2 tRNA genes and 1 rRNA gene are annotated in these 687 nt (G+C 43.1%); all 3 read right to left on the reverse strand.

The window, feature by feature from the left end:
- Positions 1 to 352: 352 nt before the first annotated feature.
- Positions 353 to 428, reverse strand: a tRNA-Glu gene (locus R7M92_RS25010).
- 10 nt (positions 429 to 438) lie between these two features.
- Positions 439 to 514: transfer RNA gene (locus R7M92_RS25015), tRNA-Ala, on the reverse strand.
- A gap of 96 nt (positions 515 to 610) precedes the next feature.
- Positions 611 to 687 (reverse strand): 16S ribosomal RNA (locus tag R7M92_RS25020); the annotation flags it as partial.

The raw sequence follows: 687 nt of genomic DNA on the forward strand, positions 1-687 counted from the left end.
TCGCCTCTGACTGCCAAGGCATCCACCGTGTACGCTTAGTCACTTAACCATACAACCCGAAGGAGTTTCGAGTTGATGAACAAGTCACCAAAGTTGTCTCTCATTATTTGAATGAGCGAGAGACATATCGATTTTGCCGGACTCATCTCTTTACCTTCATTTTTAGAAAAAATGAAAACAAAAAGCCAAGAACACTTGAATGTGTTTTTTGGTGTTTATCTTTCGATAAACATTGAGAACTTTACAAACAACAATAAATTGTTGTTTTGTCAGCTTTCCAAATTGTTAAAGAGCTAATCACTTCTAATGAAGTAACCATTTTTAAAAACTCTCAAGAGAGAATGTTTAAAGATGGTATCCCGTAGGGGAGTCGAACCCCTGTTACCGCCGTGAAAGGGCGGTGTCCTAGGCCTCTAGACGAACGGGACACTGAGTATGTGGTGGAGCTAATCGGGATCGAACCGATGACCTCTTCGCTGCCAGCGAAGCGCTCTCCCAGCTGAGCTATAGCCCCACATAAATTGCTTCAGCATTTTATGCAGAACCAATTTTGCTCTGAAATCTAAACCATATCAATCTGTGTGGACACTCATCGTGAATAATCATCGTTTAAGGAGGTGATCCAGCGCCAGGTTCCCCTAGCGCTACCTTGTTACGACTTCACCCCAGTCATGAACCACAAAGTGG

The sequence above is a fragment of the Vibrio sp. Vb2880 genome (assembly GCF_033337975.1).
GTDB lineage: Bacteria > Pseudomonadota > Gammaproteobacteria > Enterobacterales > Vibrionaceae > Vibrio > Vibrio alginolyticus.